This window comes from Thermoleptolyngbya oregonensis NK1-22 (assembly GCF_032705245.1).
In the GTDB taxonomy this organism is placed as follows: Bacteria; Cyanobacteriota; Cyanobacteriia; order Elainellales; family Elainellaceae; genus Thermoleptolyngbya; species Thermoleptolyngbya sichuanensis.
Window position 1 is genome coordinate 4,041,118 of the sequence record NZ_CP053540.1, and the last position, 25,511, is coordinate 4,066,628.

Consider the following 25,511-nt stretch of genomic DNA (forward strand, 5'->3'; position numbering starts at 1 on the left):
CATCGCTCTCCGATGCCAAGACTATTCAGCAGCATAAGCATCTTTGGGTTGAACTTGAGTTTCCGCTAAGGGCTTAGAATCAATTGCCCAGGCAGACCCCAGACTAATTAAATCTTCAACATCCCGCAGCATATTTAAACACATTGCATCCAGCGGCAAATCGTTTGCGTCGGTGCCAAAGGGGTTTTCAATTTCAATGCCAATCTCTTCGATGCCCAGCAGCGTAAAGGTAATAAGTGCAACGATGGGCCCGGTCGCCCACTGTAAATCTGCGACCAATTGGAAGGGCAACGTCAGGCAATAAAGCAACAGCAATTGTTTCAAATGAATCACATAAGCCAGGGGAATGGGCGTTCTTAAAATTCGTTCGCATCCTCCCAGCACATCGACCATCGTGCTAATCATTTTTTGCATCGTGTCGAGTTGATAAGCGGTAAGCCGATTTCGACGGCGCTGCTTTTGTAAATAGCTGCTAATCCAAAAGGCTATTTCTAAGGGTGGCGTGTTGGTATTTTGCAGCTTAAAGTAGTAATCTTTGGGGAGCAAATCAAGGAGCATCAAGTCTTCAAAAGACTGTTTGCGGAGGTGCAGCTTGGTGGACACTGCAAACGCAACCAATAATCGCAAGATAGAAATCTTTTGGGCGCGATCTTGAGAATTCTTTTCAGCCACATTTACCCAGATTTGCCGCACCAAGTTGCGGGTGGTGTTGGTCAGGGTGCCCCACAGCTTTCGCCCTTCCCAGAAGCGCTCGTAGGCGGTGTTGGTGCGGAAGACCAGCAGCAGGCCCAGCACGATATTGGGAATCAGCCCAGACAGCGCCGGAATCGAAACTGCGAGGTCACGGGCATGTAGGATGGCGATGAGTTCTCCAAACAGTCCGCACAGCAACGCTCTGGGCAAGACGTAGGGCACGACCGAGCCGCGCAGTTGCAGGGCAGAGCGAAACCAGCTTCGCTTTTTGGGGGCAAGGAGGAGGTTCCAGCGGGGTTGAGGCATGAGGTTTGGCGAATTGAGGTAGGGCGACTGGTATGAGCTACTGGTATTAGCTATTAGTGGGGGATTTGGGGACTTGTGACACTCCATCACTGCCTGAATCCGCTCCCCTAAGAATGATCCCCGCTTTAGCCTAACCTCTAACTCCTGCCTATTTTTTGGGCGATCGCCAAAAATCGCTGCACAGTGGGCGAGGGGTCGGGCTGGCGGGTGAGGAGGGCGATCGCCGCCTTGGGGGTGGGTTCCTGGAGTTCGCGGTACACAACCCCGGTGCGCTGGAGGTTTTGCAGCGACAGGGGAACAATGGCCACGCCGATTTCTGCGGCCACCAGGCTGATAATGGTCTGCATTTGGATTGCTTCCTGCACGATGGCGGGGCTAAAGCCGCCCTGCTGGCAGAGGCTAATAATCTGGTCGTAGAGTCCGGGAGCCAGCGGCCGGGGAAACAGAATGAAGGGTTTGCCCGCCAAATCTTTGAGCGACACGCTCGGCTGCTGCGCGAGGGGATGCTGCTGGGGCAGGGCGACGACGAGCGGCTCCTCAGATAGCGGCATCAGGCAGAAGTCTGGTTCGTCTACGGGCGGGCGGACGAGGCCCACATCCATGCGGCGATCGCGCAGCCATTGCACCTGCTGGTCGGTGGTCAGTTCGTGCAGTTCCAGGCTGACATCCGGCGCAGCGGCGCGAAAGCCCCGGAGCAGCGTCGGCAGCACGCTGTAGGCTGCGGAACTGACGAAGCCGATCACCAGTTGTCCCCGCTCGCCCCGGCTCACCTGCTGCCCCAGTTGCACAGCCTGATCCAACTGCTGCATGATTCGCCGACATTCCGCCAAAAACACCGCGCCTGCCTCCGTGAGCTGCACGCTGCGCTTGGTGCGGTAGAACAACTGGAAGCCCAATTCCTCCTCTAGCTGACGAATCTGCTGACTGAGGGGCGGCTGGGCCATGTGCAGCCGTGCGGCGGCCCGCCCAAAGTGCAGTTCTTCGGCCACGGTGATGAAATAGCGCAGGTGACGCAGTTCGATCATGCGGGCGATCGCCAGCTATTTTTCCTCAAAAATCCGAGAGGGTGGATTGTGCAAGACACGCGCAACCCAACCGTTTCCAGCCCCCTCCCAAGCAGGCGCTAGCCCTCGTGGTGAAAGTGCCAGTTGATGGGCGGCGTGTGGGACGCGGGATGAAACGGGTGCGACAGGTTCGCTTCAGTTTCCTGATCGAGCGTGGCGATCACCTGGTTATAGCGGTCTTCTGCGTCCTGGGGCGAGTCGCCGATGCTGGTCAGCCCCAGTTTGCCGTATTCCGATAGGCAGCCCATGATGTGAAACACGCTGCCTGTTTCGGTGATGGGCGTAAAGTGGAGGCGATGCTGCACGATGATGTCCATTAGGTCGCTGGGCAGCAGGCCGAGATAGCGATCGCTCTGCAAGTTGTCGGTGGCGATGTAATATTTGGGCTGACCGTGCTGGTTGAGAAATAGCCCGGTTTGGGGATCGTAGCTGCCGCTGGTGAGCAGCTTCAGCGTCATGAAGGGATGCGTTGTGCCGCCTTTGCGGACGTTGATTTCAATCGCCTGCAAATCCCAGTCCTCCGTCGCGTCTGGCCGGACTGCCATGAAATCAATGCTGAACCGTTCCAAAACGCCCTTTTCTGCCAGCACCTTGCCCACTGCATAGCCATAGTCTTGCAGGCGCATCCGGTAAGACTCGTCCGCTGGGAAGCGACAGCCCAAAAAGATTTGCCCGTCGGGCCCGCCCAAGATCTGGTCGTGGGTAGACAGCACCTCGACCTCACCCAGCGGCGTAATCCGGCACTGGACGCTGGGCGATCGCTTTTCTTCGCCTTCGATAAACGCTTCGACGATTGCCCCCAGTTCGGGAATTTTGCTGCTGAAGTTGTCCCAGGTTTCGGTGTCGCTCTGAAAGCTGAGGTGGTGAAACGCCTGGGCGATCGCTTCCCGTCGGGCTTCGTTGGATGCCTGCCCCGGCGCAACGGCGGAGAGCGGCCGCAGATCCAGCAGCGCATTCCCCTGCCCCGAAAAGCCCTCGTTTAGCTTTACGACCATCCGCTTCAGGTCGGGGCGACGTTCCCATAGGTCTACCGTTGCCAGCACCAGTTCTTCTGCCGTCCAAGTTTGCAAGCTGCCGTCGGGATGGGGCACGTTGGCTTCGGCAAAGGCCTGGCGGCTGCCGCTCTTGGTGCCCCAATAGAGCAGGTCGGGGTCTAGCCCATAGAGCGGAATGTCAAGCTGAAGTGACAGTTCCCGCTCTAGCGCAGTGGCGTTGAAGCAGGACATATAGGCTTTGTCGGGGCGCAGCAGGCTGCGGATGTGCTGGACGAGGCGCGGCCGCTCCAGGATTTTTTGCGTCAGGGGCTTGGGATGCGAATCGTAGGTGGACAGCAGGACGAGGCGATCGCGGGCGTGGGAGTAGGGGATTTCGGGCAGCAGGTGCAGATAGTAGTCGATGATGCTGGGGTGAATTGGCTGCGACGTGACGTAGATTAGCCGCGTGCCCGGATTCCGCAGGCGAATCAGCGAAAACAGCAGCCGCTCTTCGTAATGGTGAACCCCTTTGACCTTTTGCAATTCGCGCTGATCCAGCGTCAGGGAGGGAACGATCAGAATGTCATGTTCTCCCCGGTCAAATTGATCGATGGTTTGCCAGCGATCGCGCAGTTGTCGTTGCAACGTGTGAAAGCGATCGCTACCCTGCACCATCGGAGCCACCGTCAATGTCTGCATAAATCCCCCAGTTTTGGGCATCTTTCAAAGGTTTATTGTAATCAGGACTTACTTGCGATAAGTCTTCTAGGTTTTGGATGATTTCTCCGCGAGAAATCGTCCCACCGCGTAAGTCCTACTGCGTAAGTCCTATTGACAAAGCTCGAACCAGTTCAAACGAAGTTTGTTAAGAAAACAAAACACTGAAGCAGCCATCTTTCCAGACGGCGACCCCTGTTCTATCCTGTTGATCCGCGCTTAGCGCTTCAAATTACGTAAAATCGACCGGGCAACCCTAAATCTAGGCAAACCCAGCCTACCGAACCCTGGCATCCAGCGAAAGCGTTTGCGACTGCCTCTTGAGGAGGATGTTTGATGATTCTATCGAGTAGCCGCGCTAAATTACATCCTCGCGAAGAGGGAAGGGGGAAGGGGGAAGGGGGAAGAACGAAGAACGAAGAACGAAGAACGAAGAGGGAAGAACGAAGAGGGAAGAGGGAGGAATGGAAATTGGATTACCACTCTGCAAGGGCGATCGCCACTTCTTGCCGGGTTTGTTCTGAAACTTGATGGCTGTTGGACAGTGCTTCGAGCTGCTGCCGACCTTGGTCGGGGTGAAGCTGCTTGAGGGCGGCGATCGCATGGAGTTTCACGCCCAGATCCGGATCGGTTGCCAGGTGAACCAGGGCATCCAGTGCGTCGAGGTCGCCCAATTTTCCAAGCTGGAGGGCGATCGCCTGTTTCACGGCAGCGGTTTGCACCGCAGGTAGATTACCGTGCAGCAGTTCCACCAGATAGCGGGCCGCCTGCCAGCGCAGTTCTGGAACTTCGACGCGACCCATTGCCTGAATCGTAGCGTGTAGCAGCGGGGCGGATGGGGCTTCCTCGCTCCACTGGAGGGCCAGCCGATGCAGATGGTGCAGGGCGGTGGGTGTGCCCATCCAGCCCAGCGCTTGCACTAGCGCCATGCGCTGTGGATGGGTCGTGTGGGGCAAGTGGGCGACGCGGTAGAGCGCGGTGGCGGCCGGATTGGTGCCCAGGCGACCCAGGGCGATCGCCGCTTGCTGGGCCACGCCAGCGCTAGCATCCAGCAGCAGCGGATAGATCAAGCTCACTAGGTCATAGTCCGACAGCAGGTCTGCGCGAAAACCCAGTTCCGTCACTGCTACCTGGCGCACCGCTGCTGAGGAGTCGCCCAGTGCTGCAATTAGCAGGTCAGGAATGTGGCGATCGCGGGCACTGCCGATGGCCGAGAGCGCGGCGGCTCTCACCTGTGGGTCAGGATCGCGCAGCAGTTTCATCAGCGGCTGAACCACGCCGGGATCTTGAATCTGGGACAGGGTTTTTACGGCCAGCAGGCGCGTGTGGGGAACTTGGAGCAGTTGGGCGAGAGGAGCGATCGCCGCTTTCCCAAAGCCTGCCAGCGCCGCCGCCGCGATCTGCTGCAAATCTTCAGTGGGAGCGGTTTGCAATAGGTGAACCAGCGCTGGCAGCACCGCAGGCTGACGAAACTCGCCCAAGATCCGAGCCACAAACCAGCGCGTATCCGGGTCTTCGTCTTCGTCTTGCAGCAGCGCCAGCAGCGGATCGAGCAGCAGTTGCTTGACGGACTCTGCCGGTTCAGCCGCCAGGGCTTCTAGCCGAGGAAATAGCTTGGCCACGTCCCAGCGGTCTTGAAAGTCGCCCTCACACAGCACGGCGATCGCCCACTGACTCAGCGTTTCCAGTTCTGTTCGAGCGGGGCGGATACCACTGGTCTGCCACTGTTCTTCTAGATGCCCCAAGTGTTGCTGTACCCGCTGCACCAGCAATTCCCAATCGGCGGCGATTTGCGAAGCGCTCCCTGCGGGAATCGTCCCATCCTCTGCCTGCGGAAGCAGCGGGAAGTCCTGCGATTGGGCAGATAAAATACGCGGATTGCTGACCATACTCGTCTGTGCCGCCAGATAGAAAAATGCGGTCAAGGCCTTGACTGCTCTTGGATTCTAGCCAGAAGCGCTGGGTTTTGTTGAGTCAGGCTCAGGTTCATTATGCAGGTTGTGCATTGTTGCAATTCGCAAATTTCATGCAACGAAAATTTTTGTAACAGGAGCTACGAATTTTCAGAATTAATGCTTCTAACGTATCAATCATGCAAGGCGATGCAGGCTTGAGTCTTGCGGCGTTAGTCAAGTCTCCGTAGACACAAGTTTTAGACACAAGTTTTAGCCAACACGGGTTCTGATTCTAGGCGTTGAGTCAAAAACGCAGGTCTACGCGCAGCATTACTTGCAGTTTCTTCCATCCAAGGTCTCTTGCTATGACCAGTACCGTTCCAGCAGAAACCAGTCTGAATAAGTTCGAGAAGCTCAAGTCCGAAAAAGATGGTCTGGCGGTCAAGTCTGAACTGGAGGACTTTGCCCGTCTGGGCTGGGAAGCGATGAATGAGACCGACCGCGACCATCGCCTGAAGTGGATGGGCGTGTTTTTTCGGCCCGTCACGCCGGGTAAGTTCATGCTGCGGATGCGGATGCCCAATGGCATTCTCACGAGCGGACAGATGCGGGTGCTGGCGGAGGTTGTCGAGCGCTACGGCGAAGATGGCAACGCCGACATCACCACGCGGCAAAACCTCCAGCTTCGCGGCATTCGGCTAGAAGATATTCCCGATATCTTCCGGCGGTTTGAGCAGGCGGGGTTGACCAGCATCCAGTCCGGCATGGACAACGTTCGCAACATCACAGGTTCGCCCGTGGCGGGCATCGATGCCGACGAGTTGATTGATACTCGCGGGCTGGTGCGAAAGGTGCAGGACATGATCACCAACAACGGCGAGGGCAACCCGTCGTTTACTAACCTGCCGCGCAAGTTCAATATTGCGATCGCCGGATGCCGCGATAACTCGGTACACGCCGAGATCAACGACATCGCCTTTGTACCTGCCTACAAGGACGGACGGCTGGGGTTCAATGTGCTGGTGGGCGGGTTCTTCTCGGCCAAGCGCTGCGAAGCCGCCGTGCCGCTCAATGCCTGGGTCGATCCGCGTGACGTGGTGGCCTTGTGCGAAGCTATCCTCATCGTCTATCGCAATCACGGGCTGCGGGCCAATCGCCAAAAAGCTCGCCTGATGTGGCTGATCGACGAGTGGGGTATGGATAAGTTTCGTGCCGAAGTGGAGCAGCAGTTGGGTCATCCCTTGCAAACCGCCGCGCCCAAGGACGAAATCCTGTGGGACAAGCGCGACCACATCGGCATCCACGCCCAAAAGCAGCCGGGGTTAAACTACGTGGGGCTGCATGTTCCCGTCGGTCGGCTGTATGCACCCGATATGTTTGACCTAGCGCGAATTGCGGAGGTCTACGGCAGTGGCGAAATCCGCCTGACTGTCGAGCAAAACGTGATTATTCCCGACGTGCCCGATTCTCGCGTTGCGCCCTTGCTGAAGGAGCCGCTGCTAGAAAAGTTTTCGGTGAGTCCGGGGCTACTCGTGCGATCGCTCGTTTCCTGCACCGGGGCCCAGTTCTGCAACTTCGCCCTGATCGAAACCAAAAACCGAGCAATGGCGCTGATCAAGGAACTGGAATCTGAACTGGAAATTACGCGCCCAGTTCGCATCCACTGGACAGGCTGCCCCAACTCCTGCGGCCAGCCCCAGGTCGCCGACATCGGTCTGATGGGCACCAAAGTCCGCAAAGATGGCAAAGCTGCCGAAGGCGTGGACTTGTACATGGGCGGCAAAGTCGGCAAGCACGCCGAACTCGGCACCTGCGTCCAAAAAGGCATTCCCTGCGACGACCTCAAGCCCATCCTGCGGAACCTGCTGATCGAAAACTTCGGCGCACGACCGAAGTAAATTGCCAGGGGCTCAGAGTCCAGGGGTCAGGTATCGGCGCTTAGCAGCGTATCTTTACCTGATTTCTGACCCGTTCCCAAATCCGATCCCTCACTCAGCCAGTTTCTCACCGGATCTTGACACCGGGCGCAACTGGTAAGGGATTTTACATCCCAAAATTTGCCAACTGATTACTCTAACCACAACTTCGGAGAACTGAACCTATGTCTAGACTCTCTCGGCGGAAATTTATCTTCACGGCAGGCGTGACGGCAGGCGCAACGATCCTGGCCAATGGATGCAGCGGCGGTTCATCGCCTTCGGATACCAGCAGCCCAGCCGCCAGCGCTCCGGCCTCGCCCGCACCCGTAGCCGCAGCCGATACACCCGAAGTGACCACGGCCAAACTCGGCTTCATCGCCTTGACGGATTCCGCCCCGCTGATCATTGCCAAAGAGAAGGGACTCTTCGCCAAGTATGGGATGCCCGATGTAGAAGTGCTGAAGCAGGCTTCCTGGGCGGTCACCCGCGACAACCTGGAGTTGGGGTCTGCTGGTGGCGGCATCGATGGAGCGCACATTCTGACCCCTATGCCTTACCTAATGTCGGCGGGCACGATTACTAAAGGCAATCAGAAAGTGCCGATGAACATTCTGGCGCGGCTGAATGTGAATGGTCAGGGGATTTGCCTTGCCAACACCTATAAGGACTTGAAAATCAGCACTGACAGCGCACCACTCAAGGAAGCCTTTGCTAAGGCGAAATCTGAGAAGGGCGAGATTAAAGCAGCCGTGACGTTCCCTGGCGGCACTCACGACCTGTGGATGCGCTATTGGCTGGCGGCAGGCGGCATCGATCCTGACAAAGACATTTCGACGATTGTGGTGCCGCCGCCTCAGATGGTGGCCAACATCAAGGTCAACAACATGGAAGCCTTCTGTGTGGGTGAGCCTTGGCCTGCTCAAACGGTCAACCAAGACTTGGGCTATACCGCCATCACGACGGGTGAGTTTTGGGCAGATCACCCTGAGAAATCGCTGACGATGCGGGCTGATTGGGTAGAGCAACACCCCAATGCAGCGAAGGCAATTTTGATGGCAGTGCAAGAAGCTCAGATGTGGTGCGATGACATGGCCAATAAGGAGGAGATGTGCCGAATTATCTCTGGGCGAGAATGGTTAAAGGTGCCTGTAGAAGACATCCTAGAGCGGGCCAAGGGCAATTTTGACATGGGTGTGCGCCAGCTCGAAAATAGCCCGCTGCTGATGAAGTTCTGGAACGATGCGGCATCTTATCCGTTTAAGAGCCACGACCTGTGGTTCCTGACGGAAGATATCCGCTGGGGCTACTTGCCTGCTGACACCGACACCAAAGCGCTGATTGACGCGGTGAACCGGGAAGACCTGTGGCGGGAAGCAGCCAAAGCAATCGGGCAGGAAGCCGCCATTCCCGCTAGCACCTCTCGCGGCGTGGAAACCTTCTTTGACGGCGTGAAATTCGATCCCGAAAATCCCAGCGCTTACCTGAATGGTCTGAAGCTCAAGAAGGTCTAGCCAAGCCATAGGAATCCGGGGTCAGGCGCAAGTTCAGTTGCCAAGCAGTTTAGTTGCCGAGCTATAAAAGTTTCTTACTTTTTTAACTGACTTGCTTTAACTGACTTGCCCTGACTCCCGGTTTCCAACCCTGCTGCCAGTTCCCAGCCTCAAAATCCCTAACTTTTAACCCCTAACCCCTAGCGTATGACAGCCGACCTCTCTTCTCCCCGCCGTCCTGGGCGATCGCTCTCTTCCAGTTTGGGCGCATGGCTTGGCAAGACGATTCGCCGTTCCATCCCCACAGCGATCGCCCTCTTCATTCTCCTGGGCATCTGGCAACTGCTGTGTTCAGGCGACAATGCGCCCCTGCCAGGGCCGATCCAGGTGGTGCAAGATACATGGGACTTGATCATCGACCCGTTCTATCGCGGCAGCGGTACGGATCAGGGCTTGTTCTGGCAAATTGCGGCCAGCTTGCAGCGGGTGGCAGTGGGATACACGCTGGCGGCGATCGCTGGCATCGCCCTCGGCATCCTGATTGGGGTGAGTTTGCTGATGTTTCAGGCGATTGATCCCATCTTTCAGGTGTTGCGAACCGTGCCGCCGCTGGCCTGGCTGCCCATTTCCCTGGCGGCTTTCCGCGACTCCCAGCCCGCTGCCATTTTCGTGATTTTCATCACCGCCATCTGGCCCATCATCATCAACACAGCCGTCGGCGTGCAAAACATTCCTCAGGATTACAACAACGTCGCCCGCGTATTAAAGCTGTCCCGACTCGATTACTTCCTCAAGGTGCTGCTGCCCGCCACTGTGCCCTATATTTTCACCGGACTCAAGATCGCCATTGGTCTGTCTTGGCTGGCGATCGTTGCCGCAGAAATGCTCACGGGCGGCGTAGGCATCGGCTTCTTTATCTGGGATGCCTACAACAGCGGCAGCAACAGCGAAGTGATCCTGGCCATTATCTACGTCGGTCTGGTGGGGCTGCTGCTCAACGCGCTGATCGGCTTCATTGCCTCCCGCGTCGTGCCCGAAGAACAGAAGTAAGCGCCCGAAAATCCAAAATCTAAAATCCAAAATCCCCATGCTGCCATTCGTAGAAATCGACCACGTAGATCAGGTCTTCCCGCTCCCCGGCGGCGGAGAATACATCGCACTGAAGAATATTGATCTGACGATTCGCAAGGGCGAGTTTATCTCGCTGCTGGGCCACTCTGGCTGCGGCAAATCGACCCTGCTGAACATCATTGCGGGATTGGCGAAACCTGCGGCGGGCGGCGTGGTGCTGGAAGGTCGCCAGGTCACTGAACCCGGCCCCGACCGCATGGTGGTCTTCCAAAATTACTCCCTGCTGCCTTGGCTGACGGTGCGCGAAAACATTGCACTGGCGGTAAATCGCGTCATGGCAACGGCTTCCAAGTCGGAACGCAGCGCCATCGTGGAGCAGCACATCGACCTGGTGAACCTGCGCCACGCGGCCGACAAGCGGCCGGGGCAACTCTCCGGCGGCATGAAGCAGCGAGTGGCGATCGCCCGGGCCCTGGCCATCCGTCCCAAGCTCTTGCTGCTGGATGAACCTTTTGGCGCATTGGACGCGCTCACCCGCAGCAGCCTGCAAGACCAGTTGATGCAAATCGCCGAAGAACACGAACTCACCTGCATCATGGTGACGCACGACGTAGACGAGGCGCTGCTGCTGAGCGATCGCATCGTGATGCTGACCAACGGGCCAGAATCCTACGTGGGGCAGATCATGGACGTGCCCTTTGAGCGGCCGCGCGATCGCCTGGAGGTGGTGAACCATCCCAGCTATTACGGAATGCGGAGCGAAATTGTCTATTTCTTGAACCAGCAGAAGCAGGCCAAGAAGCGCAAGGCCGCCCTACAGGTGGGGGCGATCGCCCGCAACGGGTTGGAAAAGGTGAACCTGGAACTGGGCTTTGTGCCGCTAACGGACTGTGCGCCGCTGGTGGTGGCTAAGGAACTGGGCTTTTTTGAGAAATATGGGCTGGAACAGGTGACGCTGAGCCGCGAGCCAAGCTGGAAGGCGATCGCCGAAGGCATCACCAGCGGCCGCCTGGATGCCGCCCAGATGATTGCCGGGATGCCCCTAGCGCTGACCCTGGGCATGGGCGGCAAAGCGTCCGTTCCCGTGACCACCGGCCTGGTCCTCAGCCGCAACGGCAACGCCATCACCCTCAGTCAGCGCTTTTTGCACGACGGCGTGCGGACGGTGGCAGATTTGAAAGCGGCGATCGCCCGCACGCCCGACAAAGTGCCCACACTGGCCGTCGTTCACCCCGCCTCGATGCACAACCTGATGATGCGCCACTGGCTAGCCACGGGCGGCATCGACCCCGACCGAGACGTGAACATTGTCACCATTCCGCCGCCGCAGATGGTGGCTGCGCTCAAGGGCGGCGGCATCGACGGCTTTTGTGTGGGCGAACCGTGGAACTCCCGCGCCATTCAGGAAGGACTGGGCTATGCGATCGCCACGGACCTCGACATCTGGCCCGGCCACCTGGAAAAAGTGCTGGGCGTGCGCGAAGACTGGGCAAACCGCTATCCCAAAACCCACATCGCCCTCGTCACGGCGCTGCTCGAAGCCTGCGAATATTGCGACGATCGCCGCAACCGAGAAGCCCTGGCCGAACTCCTCTCCCGCGACGAGTATGTTGGCGCGACGGTCGAGCAAATCCGTCCCGGCCTGGTCACGCCCTACGACCGGGGCACGGGCGACGAGCCAGAGCAATTGCTGCGCTATAACCAGTTCTTCGTCGATCGCACCAACTGCCCCTACCGCACCGAGGGTCTGTGGATCATGACGCAGCTTGCCCGCTGGGGCATCACCCCCTTCCCCCGCAACTGGTTCGACATCCTCGACCGCACCCGCCGCCTGGATGTGTTCGGAGCCGCTGCCCGCGACCTGGGCCTGCTGGACACCGAACCCAACCGCAGCCCTATCCACTTTGCCGACGGCAGCGTATTTGACCCCGACGACCCCATCGGCTACCTCCACAGTCTTGCCATCAAGCGCGACGTGCAAATTGAGGAAGTCAGCATTGATGTCGTGACCGTGTGAGGTGTAAAAAGCCAGCCCTATGCCCCATTCTCTCCTCTCTCTCAACCCTGAATCCCTAACAATGCAGACTCTCGACTCAACCCAACTCCAGCCGCAGCCCGTGCCCACAACCGATGCGTTTTTGATGATCGAGAATGTCTCGAAGGTGTATCCCACCAAAGATGGCGGCACTTACACCGTGCTAGATGGCGTGAATCTGGCGGTGCAGGAAGGTGAATTTGTCAGCATCATCGGCCATTCCGGCTGCGGCAAATCGACGCTGCTGGATATGGTGTCGGGCTTTCGCACGCCCTCCAGTGGGGAGGTGCGCCTGCGAAACCAGCGGATCACAGAACCCGGCCCCGATCGCATGGTGGTGTTTCAAAACTACTCGCTGCTGCCCTGGATGACGGCCTATGAGAACGTGTATCTAGGGCTGCACGCGGCGCGACCAGAGCTTTCTAAGAGCGAAAAGGCGGCGATCGCCCGCGACCACCTAGCAATGGTTGGCCTATCTGACGCGATGGACAAGAAACCCCGCGCCCTCTCTGGCGGCATGAAGCAGCGCGTTTCCATCGCCCGCGCCCTGGCCCTGCGCCCGGAGGTGCTGCTGCTAGACGAACCCTTCGGGGCCCTCGACCCGATTACCCGCGAGGAACTGCAAGAGGAGCTGCTAAAAATCTGGACGGATCACCGGGTCACAGTGCTGATGATTACCCACGACATCGACGAGGCGCTGCTGCTGAGCGATCGCATCGTCATGATGACCAACGGCCCCGCCGCCAAGGTCGGCGAAATTCTCGACGTTCCCTTTGCTCGCCCCCGCAATCGCAGCCGCGTCATGGAAGACCCACGCTATTACGAACTGCGGAACGAAGCCCTGGACTTTCTGTATCACCGCTATGCCCATGATGACGTGGGCTGAGGTTGAGGGAGAGGGCGCTCCGGTTCCCCCCTTGCTAAGGGGGGCTAGGGGGGATCAAAACTCCAGCATCTAATCCGATCCCCCTAAATCCCCCTTGAAAAGGGGGACTTCGAGGAGTCTGGCTCCCCCCCTTGCTAAGGGGGGCTAGGGGGGATCAAAACTCCAGCATCTAATCCGATCCCCCTAAATCCCCCTTGAAAAGGGGGACTTTGAGGAGTCTGGTTCCCCCTGAGAAAGGGGACTTTGAGGAGTCTGGCTCCCCCCCTTGCTAAGGGGGGCTAAGGGGGGAGCAAGGCTCCAGCATCTAATCCGATCCCCCTAAATCCCCCTGAAAAAGGGGGACTTCGAGCAGGGCGATAGCAAAGGGTTAACCAAGTGAAGGATGAAACTCAAATTAAAACCCTGTGCCCCTACTGCGGCGTGGGCTGTGGGCTAGAGGTGGTGCCGTCGCAGGGCAAGGGGGCGTGGCAGGTGCGGGGCGATCGCGCTCATCCGTCGAGCCAGGGGATGGTATGCGTCAAGGGTGCGACGGTGGCAGAGTCGATTGGCAAGGATCGGCTGCTCTATCCGATGTGGCGCGAGACGCTGGAGCAGGACTTTCGCCAAGTTAGCTGGGAGGAGGCGCTGGACAAACTGTGCGATCGCCTCCAGACGGTTCTGGCGAGCCAGGGGCCCGACGGCATCTGCATGTACGGCTCCGGCCAATTCGTCACCGAAGATTACTACACCGCCCAAAAGCTGATGAAGGGCTGTTTGGGGACGAATAACTTTGACGCAAACTCGCGGCTGTGTATGTCCTCTGCTGTGTCGGGTTACGTACAGAGCTTTGGCGCAGACGGGCCGCCCTGCTGCTATGAGGATTTGGAGCAAACGGACTGCGCGGTGATCGTCGGCAGCAATATGGCCGAGTGCCACCCGATCGCCTTCAACCGATTGCGGAAGTATCACAAAAAAACGCCCCACGTCCGCCTGATCGTGGTCGATCCGCGCCGCACCCAGACCGCCGACGCAGCCGACCTGCACCTGGCCCTCCGCCCCGGTACAGATATTGATTTGTTCAATGGCATCGCCTACCTGCTGATGCAGTGGGGCTATCAACAGCCGGAATTTATTCGGCAGCACACAAACGGCTATGCCGACTATGCCGAGGTGGTGCGCCACTACCCGCCGGACATGGTGAGCGATCGCTGCGGTATCTCTATCTCTGACCTGGAAACTGCCGCCCGCTGGTGGGGCGAGTCGGGGCGGGTGCTGTCGCTGTGGTCGATGGGATTGAACCAGTCGAGCGAGGGCACGGCCAAGGTTCGCAGCCTGATCGACCTGCACCTGCTCACCGGGCAAATCGGCAAACCGGGCGCGGGCCCGTTTTCTCTGACGGGGCAGCCCAACGCAATGGGCGGCCGCGAGGCGGGCGGCCTGTCGCACCTGCTGCCCGGCTATCGATTTGTGGCCAATCCCCAGCATCGCGCTGAGGTCGAACACGCCTGGAATCTGCCAGCGGGACAAATTTCGCCCAACCCCGGACGCACTGTGTGGGACATGATTCGCGGGCTAGAGACGGGGGAGGTCGGCCTGTTCTGGATTGCGGCGACGAATCCGGCCGTGAGCCTGCCCGATTTGGTGCGAGTAAAGGCGGCCCTGGGGCGATCGCCCTTTACGGTCTATCAAGAAGCCTACTTCCCTACCGAAACCGCCGAATTTGCCCATCTGCTGCTGCCTGCGACGCAGTGGAGCGAAAAGAGCGGCACGATGACCAACTCGGAGCGCATGGTCACATTGGCTAAAGCTTTTCAGCCCGCCCCCGGCGAAGCCCGCGCCGATTGGGAAATTTTCTGCGAAGTCGGCCGCCGCCTTGGGTTTGCCGCCCAGTTCCCCTTCCAAACCGCCGCTGAAGTTCATGCCGAATTTGTGAAGCTCACCCAGGGCCGCCCCTGCGACATGAGCGGCATCAGCCATGCGCGGCTAGAGCAGGAGGGCCCCTTGCAGTGGCCACTGCCCCGCGGTGAGAACCCTGAATCGCAGACCCAGCCCGCCAAGCGCCTCTACACCGACCTACAATTTCACACGCCCGATGGCCGGGCCCGCTTTAGCGCCTCTCACTCGCGGGGACTGGCAGAACCCCCCGACCCCGACTTTCCGCTGGTGCTAACGACGGGACGGCTATATGGCCACTGGCACACCCAGACCCGCACCGGACGCACCGAAAAGATTACGCAAATGTACCCCAACCCGTTTATCGAAATTCACCCCCGCGATGCGGAGCCGCTGGGCATTGTCGAGGGAGACGTGGTGGAAGTGCGATCGCGCCGGGGTTGGGCCCGCTTTCCCGCCAAAGTCACTCGGGCGATCGCCCCCGGAACCGTCTTTGTGCCCATGCACTGGGGCGCTCTCTGGGCCGACCATGCCGAAGCCAACGCCCTCACCCATCCCGCAGCCTGCCCCGACTCGAAGCAGCCAGAACTGAAGGCCTGCGCGGTGAAACTGTTGCCAATTCGGGTAGAAACGCCCGTGCGGGAGGAGTTGGGCGTAGTGGGGTAGGGGAGAAGGAAGAAGGAAGAACGAAGAAGGAAGAAGGAAGAACGAAGAAGGAAGAACGAAGAAGGAAGAACGAAGAAGGAAGAAAAATCCAAAATCCAAAAGCTAGAATCTAAAATCGGTACAAGACCCTTCCCTGGGCTGGCTGGATAAACAGGCGCTATGGCAAATGATCGGGTGCTGCGGCAAACTCTGGTGCGGCTGGATGGGCTGGGCTACAAGGCTTATAAAGAGATTCAGGGCAGCTATCGGTTTCCGGGCTTTACGCTGCATATTGACTTTGTGCAGGGCGATCCGTTTGCGGCTCCTAGTCGGCTGCGGGTCGTCGTGCCCCAGGCGGAGGCGGGTTTTCCGACAGAAACGTTCCACTCGCGCAGCCGGGAAATCGCTCTGCGGGATTACCTAACGCGGCAGTTTGGCAAGGCAGCGGCGGCGGTGCGCGAAAAGCGGGGCAGCGGCAACAGCGGCCTGATGGCGATCGCCCCTACCAGTCAATACATCCTGGAGCGATCGGCCCTGTGGGTGTCGGAGGCGGCGGTCGAAGCGCGATTTTGGGTGGGGCTGCCCGCACGGGGACGGCAAATCTTGGGGCGCACGGCGGCGGATCTGTTGTGCGACGACCTGCCGCTGATTGTGGGGCGATCGCTCTTTTACTCGGCGTTGAACCCGACTGAACTCCAGCAGCATTTGGCCGTGGCCGAAGACACCGACTGGCTGCGCGACCAATTGGCAGCGCGGGGGCTGGTGGCCTTTGTGCCTGATGGAGCGCTCTTGCCTAGACAGAGCGGCGTAGACGAGCGCCCGCTTCAAGACTCCAGTGCCGTGCGATTTCGCTCGCCTGCGTCGCTGCGGGTGGAGTTCCAGCGCCCCAACCAGGGCAGCATCTCTGGCATGGGTATTCCCAAAGGCATTACGCTCATCGTCGGCGGCGGCTACCACGGCAAATCTACCCTGCTCAGGGCGATCGCCCTCGGCATCTACACCGCCATTCCCGGCGACGGACGCGAACATCTGGTGACCGACGCGGCCGCCGTGAAGATTCGCGCCGAAGACGGCCGCAGCATCACGGGCGTAGACATTTCGCCCTTTATCAACCACCTGCCGCAGGGACGCTCGACGACGCGCTTTAGCACCGAAAACGCTAGCGGCAGCACCTCCCAGGCAGCCAGCATTATAGAAGCGCTGGAGGCGGGGGCGCGGCTGCTGCTGGTAGACGAAGACACCTCCGCTACGAACTTTATGATCCGCGATCGCCGGATGCAGGCCCTCGTCGCCAAAGACAAAGAGCCAATCACGCCCTTGATCGACAAAATCCGCCAGCTTTATCAGGATTACGACCTGTCCACGATCCTCGTTATGGGCGGCAGCGGCGACTATTTCGACGTGGCGGATACCGTCATTGCCATGACCGACTATCAGCCCCAGGACGTGACCCAACAGGCCAGGGCGATCGCCGCTCAGTTTGCCACTCAACGCAGGGCTGAAGGGGGCGATCGCTTTGGTTCACTCACCCCTCGCGTTCCCCTCCCCAAGCGCCTCGACTCGCCCGAAAAGCGAGGGGAACAATCCTGGTACGGCGGCCGCCGGGGGGATACTCGCCCGGTGGAGGGCGATCGCCCAGAACGCGGCCCCAAGCTGAAGGCACGAGACATTGACGAACTCGTGTTTGGCTCGGAAACAGTAGATTTGTCTGCCATAGAGCAACTGGTGGAAGTAGGACAGGTGCGAACCATTGGCGCGGCGATCGCCTACTTACAGCAGCACTACCTCAACGGTCGCCGCACGCTGCCCGATCTTCTCGATCAGATTGCACCCCAGCTTGCCACCAACCGGATAGACGAACTGACGACTTATCGCCAGGGGGATCTGGTTGCGGTTCGACCTCTGGAACTTGCCGCAGCTTTGAATCGTCTGCGATCTCTAAGCTTGCGGTAAAAACAGGAAATTTCCAAGAAAATTTTGGCTAACAAGCGCTTCTGGTGCGATTCACCGCCTTCAATCGTCTTTCGGCAGCGAAATACGCGCTGATTCATCGACCCAAAACCAGGGACATCGGCCCATTTCTCTCTACAACCCCAGCATGAAATCTATGTAATTGACATCTTCGGAGCCGGTCGCCGTGATACCTTAATTAAGGCGATAGTATCCTACGCCGCAGTTTTCAAAGCAGTTTTCACAAGGCTGACCCAACGAACTGACAACGTCCTATCTCTGAATGCAAATCCTGACGGCCTGACAGGTTTGTCCTCGACAGGTTTGTCGATACGCCGAAGGAACTTGCCTACTAAATACTCACCTGAAGCGTTTCCATCAGACTTTAATAAACCACAGCCTGCTCTGGAAACTAGCCTGCTCTGGGGACATTGCCCGCATCACAGGCTTCTCATAGCAAGACTTCCAAGCTATTAGACTGAATTTCAACCTGGAGGAATCTTCGATACTATGTCCATTCGTCTTTATGTAGGCAATTTGCCCAAAGAGCTAGAGCGGCAAGAATTGGCTGCCCTGTTTGCGGAGTTTGATGAAACCCTGACCACCAAAATCATCACCGACCGCAAAACGGGAAAGTGCCGTGGCTTTGGGTTTGTCACGGTGAAAAGCGAAGAGCAGGCAGACCAGGTCATCGAAAAGTTTGACGGTTTTCTGTTTAAGGAAACCCCGCTGAAAATCGAACGCGCCCAGCCCCGCGAAAAGGGCAGCGAAGAGGGCGATGAGACCGCTCCCGCCGCAAGCAACAGCAACCGCAAGAAGAACAACGGCAAGGGCAAGAAGGCGGCCGCAACGACCGAGCCAGAATCCGTGCAGCCCGATCCTCGCTGGGCGCAGGAGCTAGAGAAGCTGAAGGAACTGCTGTCTACTCAAACGGCAAATTCCTAGCTTTGCAGATTGCGTTTGACGCATAGATTTGACGCATACGTTTTGAGAATCTTTACGCGATGTGCAACTTTCAGTCAGCCCTCATCCCCAAACCCCTTCTCCCAAGTTGGGAGAAGGGGAGTAAGAGAGGCTTGAAGTCCCTCTCCCGCTCTGGGAGAGGGCTTAAATCGGCACACCAGAAAAGGGTGAGGGAAATCGGCAAAGTTGCACATCCCGTATTCTTTTGAAAATTCTTTTGAAAAGGGCGATCGCACGCCGATCGCCCTTTTTCGTAGCCGCTTTTCGTAGCCGCTTTTAGTTGCCGCTTTTAGTTGCCGTTGGTTGCGACAGACCTTAGGATGTAAGGCAAATCTACTTTTCAGGCTGTTGTTGGGAGAGCGATTTCATGGCGAAGCGGCGACTGGCAAGACGGCTGCGGTGGGTCATGGCGGGGATGGCGATGTCGCTGCTGGGCACTCCGGCGATCGCCTACATTGCCTCTATGACCTCGATGGAAGCAGGCGGCATCGATGCGCGGCGGGTACAGTCCGAACCTTACAACCTCATGGGCCGCAAGATTGCTATTGGTCAGGTAGAAATCGGTCGCCCGGCCCTGTTTGGCCTCGATAAAACCGCTGCCAATAACTTTGCGGTGCGGGTGCGCCAAGTGTTTTTTCGGGATGGGGTAGCTCGTCCCAACGATACCGTTGACCCCCACGCGGCCAGCGTCGCCAGCGTCATGGTGAGCAACGATAAGCTGGTGCAGGGCGTTGCGCCAGAGGCAAAGCTATACGCAGCCGCTGCGGGCTTCGAGCGACGGGGCGGCCAGCCGCAGGAATGCCTCGCCTCCCAAACCGTGGCGCTGCAAAACGGCGATGACGTGCGGGCAATTAATTTCAGCTTCGGCGAGTCGCTGGCGCAGGACCCACGCCCCAATGCGCGGCTCGATGGCAACGCCCTGCTGACTCAGTGCATCGACTGGTCGGCCAATCAGCATAACGTGCTGTACGTGATCGCGGGCAACCAGGGCGAAGGCGGCATCCCCATCCCCACTGACAACTTCAACGGCATGATCGTGTCGAACTCGATCGCCGTCAATGGTGTGTATCGAAAGGTCAGCTTTTTTGACCTGGGGAGCGAGCCGCCGCCCATCTATGGCAGGGCCCGCGAACCGGAGACCAATGTCGGCCCGCGCCGCTCGGTCAGCCTGATGGCTCCCGGCACCAATATTCAAACCATCAACCCCGACGGCAGCCTCAGCAACCCTGCAACCGGAACCAGCTTCGCTGCCCCGCACGTCACGGCAATGGTGGCGCTGTTGCAGGAATATGGCGATCGCCAAATCCGCGAGCAGCAGCCCAACTGGAGCCTGGATGCCCGCCGCCATGAGGTCATGAAGGCGGTAATGATGAACGCGGCAGATAAGATTCAAGACCGGGGCGACGGCCTGATGCTGGGCATGACCCGCACCGCTGTCAACAAGCAAAACCGCGACTGGCTCAGTTCCGATGCCTACACAGACGAAGCCAAACCCTTAGATGCCGACATGGGCACGGGCCATCTGCACGCCTATCGGTCGCTAATCCAGTTCGGTTCGGGTCAGTTTTCGCCCGATGCCCCTGTGCCGCCTGTTGGCTGGGATTATCGCACCGTTGGCACTGGACGAGACGCGCCCGCCTATCGAGACTATGTGCTGGAGCGGCCGCTGGTAGCAGGCAGCCACGTCGCCATCACCCTCGCTTGGAACCGCGTGGTGAACCTGAAGGACACCAACCGCAACGGGCTGTACGATATCGGCGAGACCTTTGAAGACAAGGGGCTGAATAATCTGGACGTGTATCTAATGCGGGCGGAGGATGAGCGGGAGGGCGATCGCATCTGGTCTTCCGTCAGCGCCGTAGACAGCGTGGAGCATATCTTCCACCCTGTTCCCGCAACGGGGCGCTACAAGATTCGCGTCGTGTACCGCGATCGCGTCAATACGCCCACCCAAGCCTATGCCCTGGCCTGGTGGACGGCTCCCGCAGAGTAGCGATCGCCAAATCCCTAGCTTCTTCGACACATCGGGAGCCTAAACTACAACCACTCCTGCAACCACTCCTACAACCGCTATTGGATACCGCTATTGGATAAAGGGCCAAATGCAGGTCTCCACACTCGTTAGCCATTATCGGTTAACGAGTTTACTACACCCCCTATTGGATAAAGTGCCAGATGCAGGGGTAGCGATAGGGACGCTCCAGGTTGGTGGCAGCGTTCACCATTGCAATAATGGGCATGATTGTGCTGACAATTACCAATCCAATTAGCAGCGGAATGCCAATCAGCACGAAGCACAGCACCAGGAAAATCACGCCCCAGATCAGCACCGTCAGGTAAAAGTTGATGGCTTCTTTGGCATTGCCCTGCACGATGGGATCGTCCGAAATCAGCAGCAAGACGATGGGCACTGCGACCGATACCAGCGAATAGCAAATCAACTGCGACCCGTGGCAGAGAACTGAATAGAGCTTGCGCTGTTCGAGGTCAGTCATGGGTGTGAGGAGTTGAGTTAAGAATGTGAGGAGTCGAGTTAAGAATATGAGCCGGGCGTATGACTCAGGATTACGAGCCGGGCGTATGACTCAGGATTACGACTCAGGATTATGCATCAGGAGTGTGAGTCAGGAATACTAGTGTCTTCACCAGACGGGGCAGCTTTTCCGGCGATCGCCCACGATTCGGGCTGGCTTGCTACGATAAAGGTTGCTTCCTGTATATGCTCTACTTGCTCTGAGTCTTTTCTGGCATGACCACCGACCTCCAAACTGAAATTGCGACTGCGGTTGACCAACGGCGCAACTTTGCAATTATTTCCCACCCCGACGCGGGTAAAACCACGCTCACCGAAAAGCTGCTGCTGTATGGAGGCGCGATTCACGAAGCAGGCGCAGTGAAGGCCAAGCGGGCACAGCGCCACGCCACCTCAGACTGGATGGAAATGGAGCAGCAGCGGGGCATCTCCATCACCTCCACGGTGCTGCAATTTGACTACAGCGGCTACACGATCAACCTGCTGGATACGCCCGGACACCAGGACTTTAGCGAAGACACCTACCGCACCCTGGCCGCCGCCGACAATGCGGTAATGCTGGAGGACGCAGCCAAGGGTCTGGAACCACAAACCCGCAAGCTGTTTGAAGTGTGCCGGATGCGGGGCATTCCCATCTTCACCTTTTTCAATAAGCTGGATCGGCCGGGGCGCGAGCCGCTGGAGCTAATGGACGAAATTGAGCAGGAGTTGGGGCTGCAAACCTATGCAGTGAACTGGCCCATCGGCATGGGCGATCGCTTCAAAGGGGTTTACGATCGCCGCAAACAGCAAATTCACCTGTTTGAGCGTACGGCCCACGGCAGCCGCGAGGCCAAAGATACTGTGGTGGATCTGGGCGATCCGCGCATCGAAGATCTGCTCGAAAAAGACCTGTATTACCAGTTCAAAGAAGAACTAGAACTGCTGGAGGCAGCGGGCACAGAGTTTGACCTAGCGCAGGTTCATGCGGGCAAGCTAACGCCTGTCTTTTTTGGCAGCGCCATGACCAACTTTGGCGTGGAGCTATTTTTGGAGTCCTTTCTGGACTATGCGCTGAAGCCCGGTTCTCGCCGCAGCAGCCAGGGCGACATCGACCCGACCTATCCCGAATTTTCTGGGTTTGTGTTCAAGCTGCAAGCCAACATGGACCCCAAGCACCGCGATCGCATCGCGTTTATCCGGGTCTGCTCCGGCAAGTTCGAGAAAGACATGGTGGTGAACCACGCCCGCACGGGCAAGACGGTGCGCCTGTCTCATCCGCAAAAGCTGTTTGGGCAGGGGCGGCAGTCCCTCGATGAAGCCTACCCTGGCGACGTGATTGGTCTGAACAATCCGGGTATGTTTGCCATTGGCGACACGATTTACAACGGCAAAAAGCTGGAATACGAAGGCATTCCCTCCTTTTCGCCAGAACTGTTTGCCTATTTGCGAAACCCCAACCCCAGCAAGTTCAAGCAGTTTCAAAAGGGGGTCAACGAGCTGCGGGAAGAAGGCGCAGTGCAGATTATGTATTCCACGGACGAGTCGAAGCGGGAGCCGATTCTGGCCGCCGTGGGGCAACTCCAGTTTGAAGTGGTGCAGTTCCGCCTGCGAAATGAATATAACGTGGACAGTCTGCTCGATCCGCTGCCCTATAGCGTGGCCCGCTGGGTGGGCGGTGGCTGGCCAGCGCTGGAAAAGGCAGGTCGCCTGTTCAACACGGTGACGGTGAAGGATAGCTGGGGCCGTCCGGTGCTGCTGTTCAAAAACGAGTGGAACTGTCAGCAGGTGGAAGGGGAGCATCCAGAACTGGATCTGCGGGCGATCGCCCCGGTTGCGTCGGGTCAGGAACCCGCAGCAGTGTGATTTTAGCCTAATAACCGCGCGATCGCGTGTAATTTCCGTATTTTCTGGGAAGCCTAGAGGCAAGCTGCATTTTTCCAAGTTGCACTTTTCTCTGGGCCGGTTTGCGAATAGCCCCTATGCTTGGGTTAGGGATTGTGTAACTTTCTCTAACGCACGACTAGCAAAGTATTTTAACGAGCCTTAGCGCTTGACTCAGCCTTTGGGCTAGATGATCCTTTGAGCCACGCCAGCGAGGAGCGGATATGAGCGAGCGGTCAAAATTGCCTGTATCGTCCGGGTCCACGGGCGCGGCGGCGCGGGCGCTGCTGGATGCGGGGCTGGCAGCGCTGAAGCGGCAGGAATATGGCACGGCGATCGCCCATCTGGAGAGCCTGTTTCGCACGCCCGCCGAGCGCTCGGTGCAGCTTAAGGCGCGAATGGGGCTGGTGATGGCCTACGAAAAATCGGGCAATGTGCAGGAGGCGATCGCCCTCTGTCAAACCCTCAGCAACAGTTCCCATGTGCAGACTCGCCGCTGGGCCGCCAAAGCCCTGGCAGAGATAGCCCAGCGCCATCCAGAAGCTGCTGAACCTGCGGCTGCATCGGCACAGTCTTTAGACGCTCCCCCGGCCGCTGCCCGGCCTGCGTCAGAAGATGACCTCGCGGCAGGGTTGACTCGCGCACCCGGCAGTCGCCCTCCCACCCGCCCGCTGCGATCGCCCAGCCATCCCCCCGCTGCATCGGCAAGCTCCCTGCCCAGCGACACGGCGATCGCCCCCGTCCAAACAACGCCCATTGACTGGCGGCTGGCCGGCCGCGCCCAGAAGTGGTCGCCGCTGCCGATGGTGGATCGGGCGGGCCTGTGGGCGCTGGGCCTGGGAACGGCGAGCGCCCTGTTCGCCTTGCTGCGGGGGCTGTTGCTGGCGACGTTTTGGCTATTTAACCACACGATTGCCCGCATCACATTTCCGGTTGACCTTCGGTATTACAGCATTTACCGCGATCCGGCGGCGCTGGTGCTGCTCGGTCTGTTGGGTCTGGCGATCGCCCTGCCCTGGCTGATGGCGCTGTTGCTGCGTCGAGCCTACCAGATGCAGCCGCTGGCAATGGACACCCTGGAACAAGCCAGCCCCGAAGCCGCCCGCGTGCTAAAGCGAGTCTTTGGCCAACAGCAGCGCCCCCTGCCCAAGCTGGAACTATTGCCCACAGACGCGCCGCTGCTGCTGACCTACGGATCGCTGCCTCGCCTGTCGCATTTGGTTCTCAGTCGTGGACTGTTGGCGCAGCTTCGGGATGACGAGATTGCGGCACTGGTGGCTGGGGAAATCGGGCATTTGCAACACTGGACCGCAGGCGTGATGTCACTGGTAACGCTGGTGGGGCTGCTGCCCTATCTGCTGTATCGGGCGCTGGGGCAGTGGGGCGATTCCCAGCGCAATGCCGGGCTACGCGCTCTGGCGATGGCCGGTTCCCTGTTGGGCTACGGCCTTTTTTGGCTATGTCGGGCCGTGGGGCTGTGGTTTTCGCGGCGGCGACTGTTCTACAGCGATCGCGCCTCCTCTAACCTGACGGGCAACCCCAACGCCCTCAGCCGTGCCCTGCTGAAATGTAGCCTGGGCCTGTCGCAGGCCGTGGCCCAGCAGCGCCAGACTAGCCCGCTGCTAGAAAGCCTGGAACTGCTCATGCCCGTTGGGATCAAAACGTCCCTCACGCTGGGCAGCCTCTACGCCCAGCACCCCAGCCCCGACCTGCTCCAGTGGGATTGCCAAAATCCCCACCGCCACTGGCTCTCGGTCAGCAATGCCCATCCCCCCTTGGGCGATCGCCTCCAGCACCTCAGCCGCTATGCCCAGCACTGGCGATTGTTCCCCGAACTCGACCTGCCGCCCGCTGCCCCGCCTCGTCTGTCCTGGAAGGAACGTCGTCCTTTGCTGCTGCAAGCCTCGCCATACCTGGGGCTGGGCATTGGGCTGGCGATCGCGCTCTTCCTCTGGCTGGTCGGCGGAGTCGCCACTCAGTTCAACTGGCGCGGGCTGACCTGGATGTGGGGCGATCGCACGCTGCTGCTGGGCTGCGGGCTGCTGGGCTTTAGCTTCGGCACGTTTGTCCGCATCAATTCCTTCTTTCGCGACATTCCCCGCACGGCTCCCACCGACCTGTCTCTGGTAGAACTGATGCAGCCCCCCGCTCCAATTCCCTTACCCGGCCAACCGCTGCGACTGCGGGGAACGCTGCTGGGTCAGCGCGGCATCTGCGCCCTGCCCAGCCAGGACTTGCTGCTCCAGTGCGAAACGGGGCTAATCCGGCTGCACCACACACATCGCCTTGGCCCGCTGGGCAGCCTCCTCGCACCCGGTCGCCACCCCAGCGGCTTGATTGGCCGCCCCGTCACGGTTACAGGCTGGTTTCGCCGGGGCGCAACACCCTGGATCGACGTAGAAACGATTCAAACGACTCAGGGCGCAGTTTGCCGCAGCGAACACCCCCTCTGGTCTACGCTCGTGGCGGTCGCCGCTGCGCTCTGGGGCTTCTACGTCATCCTGACGGGCTTTTAGGATTTTGGGTTTTAGATTTTGGGTTTTGGGTTATAGCTTTTCTGAGCCACTGTTCAACCTGTTGTGAAACTGTGATTGTGAAAATGTGAAACTGTTGTGAATGCTATATCGCAGAACGA

Annotated in this window: 16 protein-coding genes; 11 read left to right on the top strand and 5 right to left on the bottom strand. The window is 58.8% G+C overall.

Annotation, left to right across the window (positions count from 1 at the left end; genetic code table 11):
* Positions 1-21 precede the first annotated feature (21 nt).
* From HNI00_RS16975 to HNI00_RS16990, 4 genes are all read right to left on the bottom strand, one after another.
* Positions 22-999, bottom strand: coding sequence for a bestrophin family protein (locus HNI00_RS16975; protein WP_316787782.1), 978 nt, complete (start codon positions 997-999; stop codon positions 22-24).
* Between the two features lie 137 nt (positions 1,000-1,136).
* On the bottom strand, positions 1,137-2,021 hold the full coding sequence (locus tag HNI00_RS16980; protein ID WP_420156382.1) for a LysR family transcriptional regulator: 885 nt from the start codon (positions 2,019-2,021) through the stop codon (positions 1,137-1,139).
* A 101-nt stretch (positions 2,022-2,122) separates the two neighbouring features.
* Positions 2,123-3,736, bottom strand: a complete 1,614-nt coding sequence (locus HNI00_RS16985) for a peptide ligase PGM1-related protein (protein WP_316787786.1) — start codon at positions 3,734-3,736, stop codon at positions 2,123-2,125.
* Positions 3,737-4,230: 494 nt separating this feature from the next.
* Positions 4,231-5,679 carry a HEAT repeat domain-containing protein gene (locus HNI00_RS16990; protein WP_316787788.1) on the bottom strand — a complete coding sequence of 483 codons (1,449 nt, stop codon included), beginning with the start codon at positions 5,677-5,679 and terminating at the stop codon, positions 4,231-4,233.
* A gap of 335 nt (positions 5,680-6,014) precedes the next feature.
* On the opposite strand from HNI00_RS16990, the gene HNI00_RS16995 reads away from it, so the two are divergent.
* The 9 genes from HNI00_RS16995 (at position 6,015) to HNI00_RS17035 (ending at position 20,473) form a co-directional block, all read left to right on the top strand.
* Positions 6,015-7,547, top strand: coding sequence for a ferredoxin--nitrite reductase (locus tag HNI00_RS16995; protein ID WP_297080883.1), 1,533 nt, complete (start codon positions 6,015-6,017; stop codon positions 7,545-7,547).
* Positions 7,548-7,750: 203 nt separating this feature from the next.
* Positions 7,751-9,079, top strand: coding sequence for a CmpA/NrtA family ABC transporter substrate-binding protein (locus HNI00_RS17000; protein WP_316787791.1), 1,329 nt, complete (start codon positions 7,751-7,753; stop codon positions 9,077-9,079).
* A gap of 186 nt (positions 9,080-9,265) precedes the next feature.
* The gene (gene ntrB / locus HNI00_RS17005) at positions 9,266-10,108 is read left to right on the top strand and encodes a nitrate ABC transporter permease (RefSeq protein ID WP_316787793.1); all 843 of its coding nucleotides are present in this window, start codon (positions 9,266-9,268) and stop codon (positions 10,106-10,108) included.
* Positions 10,109-10,145: 37 nt separating this feature from the next.
* Positions 10,146-12,146, top strand: a complete 2,001-nt coding sequence (locus HNI00_RS17010) for a nitrate ABC transporter ATP-binding protein (RefSeq protein WP_316787795.1) — start codon at positions 10,146-10,148, stop codon at positions 12,144-12,146.
* A 61-nt stretch (positions 12,147-12,207) separates the two neighbouring features.
* Entirely contained in the window at positions 12,208-13,050 is an 843-nt protein-coding gene (locus HNI00_RS17015) for an ABC transporter ATP-binding protein (protein WP_316787796.1), read from the top strand.
* Between the two features lie 375 nt (positions 13,051-13,425).
* On the top strand, positions 13,426-15,588 hold the full coding sequence (locus HNI00_RS17020; protein WP_316787798.1) for a molybdopterin oxidoreductase family protein: 2,163 nt from the start codon (positions 13,426-13,428) through the stop codon (positions 15,586-15,588).
* A gap of 159 nt (positions 15,589-15,747) precedes the next feature.
* A complete protein-coding gene (locus HNI00_RS17025; protein ID WP_316787800.1) occupies positions 15,748-17,520 on the top strand; it encodes an ABC-ATPase domain-containing protein in 1,773 nt (590 codons plus the stop codon).
* Between the two features lie 507 nt (positions 17,521-18,027).
* On the top strand, positions 18,028-18,462 hold the full coding sequence (locus HNI00_RS17030) for an RNA recognition motif domain-containing protein (RefSeq protein ID WP_316787802.1): 435 nt from the start codon (positions 18,028-18,030) through the stop codon (positions 18,460-18,462).
* 385 nt (positions 18,463-18,847) lie between these two features.
* A complete protein-coding gene (locus HNI00_RS17035; protein ID WP_316787804.1) occupies positions 18,848-20,473 on the top strand; it encodes a S8 family serine peptidase in 1,626 nt (541 codons plus the stop codon).
* 163 nt (positions 20,474-20,636) lie between these two features.
* Here the strand turns inward: HNI00_RS17035 and HNI00_RS17040 are convergent, their stop codons facing one another.
* Entirely contained in the window at positions 20,637-20,975 is a 339-nt protein-coding gene (locus tag HNI00_RS17040; RefSeq protein WP_172358061.1) for a DUF4870 domain-containing protein, read from the bottom strand.
* A gap of 254 nt (positions 20,976-21,229) precedes the next feature.
* Here HNI00_RS17040 and prfC point away from each other — a divergent pair, with 254 nt between their 5' ends.
* Both prfC and HNI00_RS17050 read left to right on the top strand, forming a co-directional pair.
* Entirely contained in the window at positions 21,230-22,858 is a 1,629-nt protein-coding gene (gene prfC / locus HNI00_RS17045) for a peptide chain release factor 3 (RefSeq protein ID WP_316787806.1), read from the top strand.
* Positions 22,859-23,100: 242 nt separating this feature from the next.
* The gene (locus HNI00_RS17050) at positions 23,101-25,392 is read left to right on the top strand and encodes a M48 family metalloprotease (protein ID WP_316787808.1); all 2,292 of its coding nucleotides are present in this window, start codon (positions 23,101-23,103) and stop codon (positions 25,390-25,392) included.
* Positions 25,393-25,511 lie beyond the last annotated feature (119 nt).

Excerpts from the sequence above, each read along its gene's own strand:
- HNI00_RS16975 (WP_316787782.1), bottom strand. The coding sequence starts at position 999 with ATGCCTCAACCCCGCTGGAACCTCCTCCTTGCCCCCAAAAAGCGAAGC.
- HNI00_RS16985 (WP_316787786.1), bottom strand. The coding sequence starts at position 3,736 with ATGCAGACATTGACGGTGGCTCCGATGGTGCAGGGTAGCGATCGCTTT.
- HNI00_RS16995 (WP_297080883.1), top strand. The coding sequence starts at position 6,015 with ATGACCAGTACCGTTCCAGCAGAAACCAGTCTGAATAAGTTCGAGAAG.
- HNI00_RS17000 (WP_316787791.1), top strand. The coding sequence starts at position 7,751 with ATGTCTAGACTCTCTCGGCGGAAATTTATCTTCACGGCAGGCGTGACG.
- ntrB (WP_316787793.1), top strand. The coding sequence starts at position 9,266 with ATGACAGCCGACCTCTCTTCTCCCCGCCGTCCTGGGCGATCGCTCTCT.
- HNI00_RS17010 (WP_316787795.1), top strand. The coding sequence starts at position 10,146 with ATGCTGCCATTCGTAGAAATCGACCACGTAGATCAGGTCTTCCCGCTC.
- HNI00_RS17015 (WP_316787796.1), top strand. The coding sequence starts at position 12,208 with ATGCAGACTCTCGACTCAACCCAACTCCAGCCGCAGCCCGTGCCCACA.
- HNI00_RS17025 (WP_316787800.1), top strand. The coding sequence starts at position 15,748 with ATGGCAAATGATCGGGTGCTGCGGCAAACTCTGGTGCGGCTGGATGGG.
- HNI00_RS17030 (WP_316787802.1), top strand. The coding sequence starts at position 18,028 with ATGTCCATTCGTCTTTATGTAGGCAATTTGCCCAAAGAGCTAGAGCGG.
- HNI00_RS17035 (WP_316787804.1), top strand. The coding sequence starts at position 18,848 with ATGGCGAAGCGGCGACTGGCAAGACGGCTGCGGTGGGTCATGGCGGGG.
- HNI00_RS17040 (WP_172358061.1), bottom strand. The coding sequence starts at position 20,975 with ATGACTGACCTCGAACAGCGCAAGCTCTATTCAGTTCTCTGCCACGGG.
- prfC (WP_316787806.1), top strand. The coding sequence starts at position 21,230 with ATGACCACCGACCTCCAAACTGAAATTGCGACTGCGGTTGACCAACGG.
- HNI00_RS17050 (WP_316787808.1), top strand. The coding sequence starts at position 23,101 with ATGAGCGAGCGGTCAAAATTGCCTGTATCGTCCGGGTCCACGGGCGCG.